Source organism: uncultured Veillonella sp. (assembly GCF_963551295.1).
In the GTDB taxonomy this organism is placed as follows: domain Bacteria; phylum Bacillota; class Negativicutes; order Veillonellales; family Veillonellaceae; genus Veillonella.
This window is the reverse complement of the sequence record NZ_CAUVFT010000022.1, coordinates 26,928-35,002: the sequence shown is the minus strand read 5'-3', so window position 1 is coordinate 35,002 and position 8,075 is coordinate 26,928. Positions and strand designations below refer to the sequence as shown.

The 8,075-nt window shown below is 40.5% G+C and carries 8 protein-coding genes; 1 reads left to right on the top strand and 7 read right to left on the bottom strand.

Annotation, left to right across the window (positions count from 1 at the left end):
* The 6 genes from typA to moaC form a co-directional block, all read right to left on the bottom strand.
* On the bottom strand, window positions 1–1,776 hold a 1,776-nt coding region (typA, locus tag RYO55_RS07025), incomplete at its 3' end, for a translational GTPase TypA (protein ID WP_287529111.1).
* A gap of 197 nt (window positions 1,777–1,973) precedes the next feature.
* A complete protein-coding gene (locus RYO55_RS07020; RefSeq protein WP_314984814.1) occupies window positions 1,974–2,921 on the bottom strand; it encodes a 4Fe-4S double cluster binding domain-containing protein in 948 nt (315 codons plus the stop codon).
* Window positions 2,922–3,059: 138 nt separating this feature from the next.
* The gene (gene murB / locus RYO55_RS07015) at window positions 3,060–3,989 is read right to left on the bottom strand and encodes a UDP-N-acetylmuramate dehydrogenase (protein ID WP_302498127.1); all 930 of its coding nucleotides are present in this window, start codon (window positions 3,987–3,989) and stop codon (window positions 3,060–3,062) included.
* Window positions 3,964–4,329: a YlbF family regulator gene (locus RYO55_RS07010; RefSeq protein WP_314984812.1), complete on the bottom strand. Its 366-nt coding sequence runs from the start codon at window positions 4,327–4,329 to the stop codon at window positions 3,964–3,966. Before RYO55_RS07010 ends, murB begins: the two co-directional genes overlap by 26 nt.
* 105 nt (window positions 4,330–4,434) lie before the next feature.
* Complete coding sequence (gene trmL / locus RYO55_RS07005) at window positions 4,435–4,920, bottom strand: tRNA (uridine(34)/cytosine(34)/5-carboxymethylaminomethyluridine(34)-2'-O)-methyltransferase TrmL (RefSeq protein WP_004696651.1); 486 nt, start codon at window positions 4,918–4,920, stop codon at window positions 4,435–4,437.
* Between the two features lie 28 nt (window positions 4,921–4,948).
* Window positions 4,949–5,461 (bottom strand): cyclic pyranopterin monophosphate synthase MoaC, encoded by a 513-nt coding sequence (moaC, locus tag RYO55_RS07000; RefSeq protein WP_314984810.1) that lies wholly within the window; start codon window positions 5,459–5,461, stop codon window positions 4,949–4,951.
* Between the two features lie 108 nt (window positions 5,462–5,569).
* Between moaC and RYO55_RS06995 the strand changes: the two genes are divergently transcribed.
* Complete coding sequence (locus RYO55_RS06995) at window positions 5,570–6,247, top strand: metal-dependent hydrolase (protein WP_004696654.1); 678 nt, start codon at window positions 5,570–5,572, stop codon at window positions 6,245–6,247.
* Window positions 6,248–6,353: 106 nt separating this feature from the next.
* Here the strand turns inward: RYO55_RS06995 and RYO55_RS06990 are convergent, their stop codons facing one another.
* On the bottom strand, window positions 6,354–7,997 hold the full coding sequence (locus tag RYO55_RS06990; protein ID WP_314984808.1) for a VWA-like domain-containing protein: 1,644 nt from the start codon (window positions 7,995–7,997) through the stop codon (window positions 6,354–6,356).
* Between the last annotated feature and the right edge of the window lie 78 nt (window positions 7,998–8,075).

The following is an 8,075-nucleotide window of genomic DNA, read 5'->3' as shown; positions in this document are numbered from 1 at the left end:
ACGATCAAGGATTGTTTTACGCATACGAATGCTTTCAGGTGTTACTTCAACAAGTTCATCATCGTTAATCCACTCAAGAGCTTGTTCCAAGGAGAAGATACGAGGTGGAGTCAAGCGTACCGCTTCATCAGAGGAACTGGAACGCATGTTGGTAACATGTTTTTTCTTACATGGGTTAACATCCATATCAAGTTCACGTGTATTTTCACCGATAACTTGGCCTGCATACACGTCTTGGTTAGGACCAACGAACAATGTACCACGATCTTGAACGGAGTTCAAACCATATGGTGTGGTTTCACCATTTTCGAATGCTACCAAAGCACCACGTGTACGGGAAGGAATTTCACCTTTATATGGTGCGTAACCATGGAATACATGGTTCATGATACCATTACCTTTTGTAGCTGTTAAGAATTGTGCACGGAAACCAATCAAACCACGAGCAGGAACTACGAATTCCATGCGAAGGTAACCCGCTAATTCAACCATATTAGTCAATTCAGCTTTACGTTGACCAAGGTTTTCCATTACGGTCCCCATGAATTCTTGAGGCACGTCGATAGTCAATGCTTCAAGTGGTTCACACAATTGGTCGTTAATAGTTTTGAAGATTACGCGAGGTTTACCTACTTGTAATTCGTAGCCTTCACGACGCATAGTTTCAATCAATACAGCCAAATGCAATTCGCCACGGCCGGATACTTTGAACGCATCTGCAGAATCAGTTTCTTCCACTTTCATGGATACGTTAGTTTCTACTTCGCGGAACAAACGATCACGCAAGTGACGGGATGTAACAAATTCACCTTCGCGGCCTGCGAATGGAGAGTTATTTACGGAGAACACCATGGACAATGTCGGTTCGTCGATGGAAATGGATGGCAATGCTTCAGGATTTTCAGCATCCGCTACTGTTTCGCCGATATTAATATCGTCGATACCGGCAAAGGCGATGATATCACCCATTTCAGCTTCATCAGTTTCAACGCGATTCAAACCATTGTATGTATATACGCGACCGATTTTCGCTTTACGAGTGCTTTCACCATTCATGATGGCAACCTGTTGGTTAGTTTTCATTTTACCGCGTACGATACGACCTACGGCGATTTTACCGATGAAGTTATCGTAATCAAGTGTAGTTACCATGAATTGAAGAGGGCCTTCCATATCACCTTGTGGTGCAGGAATTTCGTCGATCAATGTCTTGAATAACGGTTCCATATTTACAGCTTCGTCATCCCAATTGGTTTTGGAAACACCGGAACGGGCAGATGCGTAAACTACAGGGAAATCGAGTTGATCATCGTCAGCTTCAAGTTCCATAAACAATTCAAGGACTTCATCCTCAACCTCTTTAACACGTTGGTCAGGACGGTCGATTTTATTGATAACTACGATTGGTTTCAATTTTTGCTCTAATGCTTTACGCAAAACGTATTTAGTTTGAGGCATTGGACCTTCGTAAGCATCTACGAGAAGCAATACGCCGTCAACCATGTTAAGTACGCGTTCTACTTCGCCGCCGAAATCAGCATGGCCTGGAGTATCAACGATGTTGATTTTGATGCCATCATGCATAACAGCAGTGTTTTTAGACAAAATAGTAATACCGCGTTCACGTTCCAAGTCGTTTGAGTCCATTACGCGTTCTGCTACCTTTTCATTCTCACGGAACACATGGCTTTGTTTTAATAATGCGTCCACCAAAGTAGTTTTACCATGGTCAACGTGGGCGATAATCGCTACATTACGAAGATTTTCGCGAATCATAAGATCCTCCCTTTAATTCTTTCAGTATATTCTATATCACATAGCCTCTGTGAAAGTAGCTATGTAGGTATATTTTCCAAAAATGGCAACAGTTAATTATAACGCAGTCTATAGAAAAAAGTCAAAATAGTACACCTATTCTAATCATGGCAATTTCAACATTCGATTATACTTTTGACTCATCTTAGGACAAAAACCTATTTACGCGCTATCGCCCGCTTAGCAGATTTACGCAACAACGGAATTTGTTTATCTGTTAAATGGAAACAAAATTTAGGAATCAGCTTTTTTATAATCTCCTCATCAGAGGCTTTCAAAATATATTCTGGCTGTAGCAACGGCTCTAATTCATCAAGTCCGGGATAATCCAGCCCAATACTCCAGTCATGATCTGCATTAAAAGGACATGCATCCTGGCAGTTATCACAGCCTAATATCCACGCCTCTAACATATCCTCCGTAACGCTATCCGGCAATTTACCGTCACCGAATGTATTAATAAAAGATACACATGTTAACGGATTCATAGTAAACGGCGCAGATAAAGATTTTGTCTTGCAACCTTGCTGACACAAATCACAAGAATCCGGACATGGTGGTATCTCTAACTGTTGAATATACTCACAGGACTCATCAATTAAATAGCCTACCAGTTCATAGCTAGAACCTTTAGGTCCATAAAAAAAATTATTTTTTCGATAAATGTCTAAACCAGCTGCTACCGAAGCGGGCCGCAAAGGAATAATTCCGGCAGGTTTCGCCGTTTCACCGCCAATATATCGTATTCCATTTTCACCAAGCCAGACTTCAAAAGATTGCCGTCGTTTAAACTCATCACTGTGAGGAATATTTGACAAAGATAATAACAACCCTTTTGCATATCGGTTTCGAAGAGATACAGGAAACTTATAATCACCAAAATATTCAGTACAAACCACTATGGATTGTGCCCAAGGATACTTTTCTTTTAATGCTAAAAAATCTTTACTATGCGCATATACCTCTTTACTTTCAGGTACATCTTCTAAACGCTTTATCAACCGTTCTTTATAAAAATTAAGTGCATCAAGAGGCACTATACCACAACTGTCATACCCACACTCTAGCGCTTTATCATAAATCTCCTGGGCCAACAAAGTATTCATATCATCGCCTCCAAAATATGAACTAACTATGAACCTATCATACTCTTTTAAAAACTATAAAAAAAGATTTCTTATGAATCCGTCATCCTTAAAAGAGTAACATTACATAAGAAATCTTATATTAGTATTTAATTTGTATTAATCTTCACCAATCATGCGTACTTCTGGTTCGAGATGTACACCATGTTGATCATACACACGACGTTGTACCTCACTAATCAGGTCAAGTACATCCTTCGCACTTGCACTACCTGTATTAATTACGAAGCCAGCATGCTTATGAGATACTTGCGCATCACCTACAGACAAACCTTTTAGGCCTGTTTGTTCAATCAATGTACCTGCAAAGTACCCTGGTGGGCGCTTAAAGGTTGAACCTGCACTGGCATATTCCAAAGGTTGCTTTGATTCACGTTTTTCTGTTAACTCATCCATACGTGCCTTGATGGCATCCTTGTCGCCTGGTTTGAGTGTCATAATGACTTCCCCAATAACTTCATGATTATCGTGGAATACACTATGACGATAAGCAAAGTCTAAGTGAGATCCATCATACTCTTTAATATTTCCTTGGAAATCTACGGCTCTCACGGCAGTAACTACATGGCTCATTTCCCCATCATAAGCACCTGCATTCATAAATACGGCACCACCAAGTGTGCCTGGAATACCAATGGCAAATTCAAGACCAGATAAACTATTCTCCCAAGCAAATTCAGAAGCATCCTTTAACATATACCCGGAACCAATGCACAATGTGTTTTCGTTACGATCCATGATTTGGGTCATATGTCGAACTGATACGACAGCACCACGGATACCTCCGTCTTTCACTAAAATATTAGATCCACAACCAATAATAGTTACAGGCACATCTAATTCGTGAATGGTACGAAGTGTAAAACTAAGTTCTGCCATCGTAGTAGGTTCAATAAATAAGTCCGCAGGTCCTCCAATTTTGAATGTCGTATGATGACAAAGAAGCTCTTGCTCTCGTACACGTGTACTTGGCAATTTTTCTAATAAAGCTGTTTGTAATACCTTAATGTTTTGGTTGTTGTTCGCCATGATCTAACACTTTCATCCCCTCAGTGATTGGTTCGCTAATGATTTTATAAATATCATTAGAAATCTGGCTCCAACGCATTTGCGCTTGCAAATAAGCAGCCGCTGCAGCATTTTCTTGAATTTGAGGCATCAATTCCTCTTGTTTCTTTTGCAACTCATCCGCTTCTGGAGCACCGGACAACTTAGCATATTCCCATTGCATTTGTTGAGCCATAAATGTGCGAACCAAACCCGTTGCTACTGCATCTGCTTTCACTGCTTCCTGAGCAGCCATTAACTCTTTGTACTCTTCAGATTCACGCATTGCGTAAGCTAAATCATGAGCTTTATCGTAGTTCATAATATCCTCCTCCAAACAACACCGTTAAAATCGCTACCGGTCATATAGATTTGGTAGATCTTCTAACACATACGTATAATATATTTCTCAATTATGAAAGTCTATTTATTTAGATTGAATCCAATTGCCTTCAGCCTTAAGATCTGGATAATCAAGTTGACGCATACCTTCATAAGCTATAATTGCCACCGCATTAGATAAGTTTAGAGAACGTGCTTCATCTACCATGGGTATACGAATGCATGTATCCTCTTTACCATCTAATAAACTTTCAGGCAACCCTCTTGTTTCAGGCCCAAAAACGAGCATATCACCAATTTCATATTTCACCTCGGAATGAGTATGCTTTGCTTTGGTAGTGGCATAGAAATATCTACGATCCGGATATTTCTCATATAATTCTTGAATATTTTCATGTACCTGTACATCTACCAAGTGCCAGTAATCAAGGCCAGCCCGTTTTACGTGCTTGTCATCAATAGAAAAGCCAAGGGGTTTGATGAGATGTAAGGTCATATGATTGGCGGCGCATAAACGCGCTATATTTCCTGTATTACCTGGAATTTCAGGCTCATAAAGTACTATTTCCATTTTCAATCCCCTATTCTTTATATCTATATTATTCTACAAAGGAACGGACAAAATGTCCACTTTTCCCGCCTTCTTTTTCTACAAGATATGTAGGGCCTATAATCATCCCCTTATCAATAGCTTTACACATATCGTAGACTGTTAAAAGTCCTACTTGAACCGCCGTAAGTGCCTCCATTTCAACACCTGTCTTTCCTGTCGTTTTTACGGTAGCATGAACTTTAACAGCTCTATTATGTGTAGAATCCGTACAGGCTGGACTTTCACCAGCAACAAGAGTACAATGCACCTCAACCTTAGTTAATGCTAACGGATGACAAAGGGGAATGAGATTACTCGTCTGTTTCGCCCCCATAATAGCTGCCAATTGAGCCACACTAAGAACATCCCCTTTTTTTATTGTTCCCGCCGCAATGCGTTCATAAATTGCATCATTAATAGTAATAAAGCCTTCTGCCACAGCAGTACGAGTTGTAATATCCTTATCTGATACATCTACCATCCAAGCATTTCCATCTTGATCAAAATGTGTTAAATCCATAATATATCCTTACTAATTATGTATAAATTATCACCAATAGTTTTATTTTCATTTATTATATTATACAATAGAATTAAGAATTGTATGTACAAGGAAGGAAGTGTTCCTATGAAAACAAAACTAACTTATTTTGGTCACGCTTGCTTTATGCTCACACGTGGCGATGTATCCATGATTTTCGACCCATTCTTGACCGGTAATACATGGGATATCGCTAAAAAAGAAGATATTAAATGCCAATATATCTTTGTCAGTCATGGCCATGATGATCACTATGGAGACACAGATTTTATTGCCAAAGCAAATGACGCCCTCGTTATCTCTACTGCTGAGGTAGCGGGTAAAGCAGCTGCTGCCGGTTGCCGTACACACGCCATGCATTTAGGTGGTAAGTTCGACTTTGAATTCGGTTCTGTTCGAATGGTTCCTGCCTTCCACGGCTCTGGCATCCCTGGCGGTCACGCTGCAGGTTGTATCGTAGATTTCTATGGAGATATCCTATACTTCGCTGGTGATACAGCACTCTTTAGCGATATGAAATTATTAAATCGCTTTGGTGAAATCGATTACGCCCTTCTTCCTATCGGTGATAATTATACAATGGGGGTTGAAGATGCAGCCCTTGCTGCTTCTTATGTAAAAGCACGTATTTCCATTCCAATTCACTACAAAACATGGCCCGTTATCGACCGTGAACCAGGTGTATTTACAAGCCTTGTAGAAGGCAAGTATAACCAAACAGCACTCATTATCGATCCAGGCTCCTCTATTGAGCTTAACAGCTAATAATAAATCCACAGACCTAAAAAAGACGCAATCCACTGGATTGCGTCTTTTTTGTATACCGTCTTGGTTCAAGATCAGACCTATAAAAAACTTGGGACCTAATAGACTAAATCTCTTGATTAGCCATAGAAAAGCCTCCGCGGTTAGCCATGCGTACAAACTCATCAATATCCTGAGTCTCATCAATCCCCACATAACCGAGTTCACGAACCATGCCGTACGGGTTATGCAAAGATAATTGTGGATTCTCACCGGTCAATACCCACAGCACCTTATAGCCTCTTGGAGCCTCTCGGAGTCGCTCTTCCCCTTTACCATCTGTAAAGTATACAAGTAAATCTACACGGTTTTGATTAGCCATAGAGAATACAGGGGTAAAGGCTGTAGCACCACGCACATCGAGGCGAGGTTTTACATCTTTTACAGATTTCATCGTATAGGTGCGGCGTACTTCATTATCACATTCTACAACGGTAATACGATGGTTATAAGCATGCACGATTTGTAACACTTGCTCTAAAGCATTTGTAAACTCCACATCAGTTATACTACCGCTCATGTCGAGAGCTACCCATACATTTGCCTTATGTTGACGTAATGTACCAGATAATTCCAAACGCTCAGGTTGACGACGATTACGACGCATCGTCGTTTTTTTGTAGCCACTCGCTACCTTGCCCATTAGCTTTTTAAGGTAGAAATACCAAGGCAAGGCGCGGCGTGTTTTTTGAAATGTATCGATAAGGCTTTTCACATAGCCTTCCATATCACCCTTTGAGGCTTCGTTGATATAGCGCTCCGTAATTTGGTCCATCGTATCTGTATCAATAGAATCGGATTCATCCCAAATATCATGGCTGGTTTGAGGGTCAAACTCCATAGCAACCGCTGTATCTGCGTTATCGATAGGCACAAAAAGGTCTGGTTTTTCTTTCATGACCTTATCAATAGCCTTCGCATAGTATTCAATGGTACGGAAACGCTTTAATAACAAACCAAAGCGCGTATTTACATTGGCCACCATTACCGCATCACGGTCCACATGTTCAAGGTAATCATTTACGACCATGTCCATAGCCATATGGACTGCTGTTTTGTGAAAGCCTTGGCTCAGTGCTTTTACCCGCATCAAATGAGCAGAAATGATATGAAGAACTTCACGCTTAATGCCATCCTTCATCACATCTGGCGGTTGACGTAACAAGATAAAAGGATTTACGTATAGTACATATCCACCTTGTTTTAGGTTAATGCCAAAAGCACTGGTCATGTCAAAGCGAATGCGATGAGCCATTTGTAAATAGAAATAACCAAAGAATTGGTCCTCTTCAAGGAGTAAGCTATTCACATCATGCAATATATTCCACAACCGTTGCTCATAGGCAGGTGTCATAACAGCTTGCTGCATGACGGCGAAATCTGTTCCCTCCACTTGTACGTCTTCAAGAGCACGCCCGATAGTACCAATATGGCTATCCGACATATTGTAGTTCATAAGGTCTGCCGCTATGCGTTCTGGCTGAACACTATGATGCTGCTCTTCATAAGTATCAACATAGGCCTCATAGGTAGCATAGATTTGCGTATATAAAGCCTCTGCTTCACGATGGATGCGTTCTCGTTTCGCATGCCATCGATCAAGAGCCTCGATGGCATCCACATCATACGAGCCAGTCTTTTCCCAACCATCGATGTGCGTCAGTAAGTCAGAGGCGTCGCAAATATCGTCCTTATCTAAATTTCGTTGCATATTTACACCTCCTTTTCGTTAAATATCAGATTTTATTTATATCATATTCTATATATCAATTAGTCTCATAACTAATAA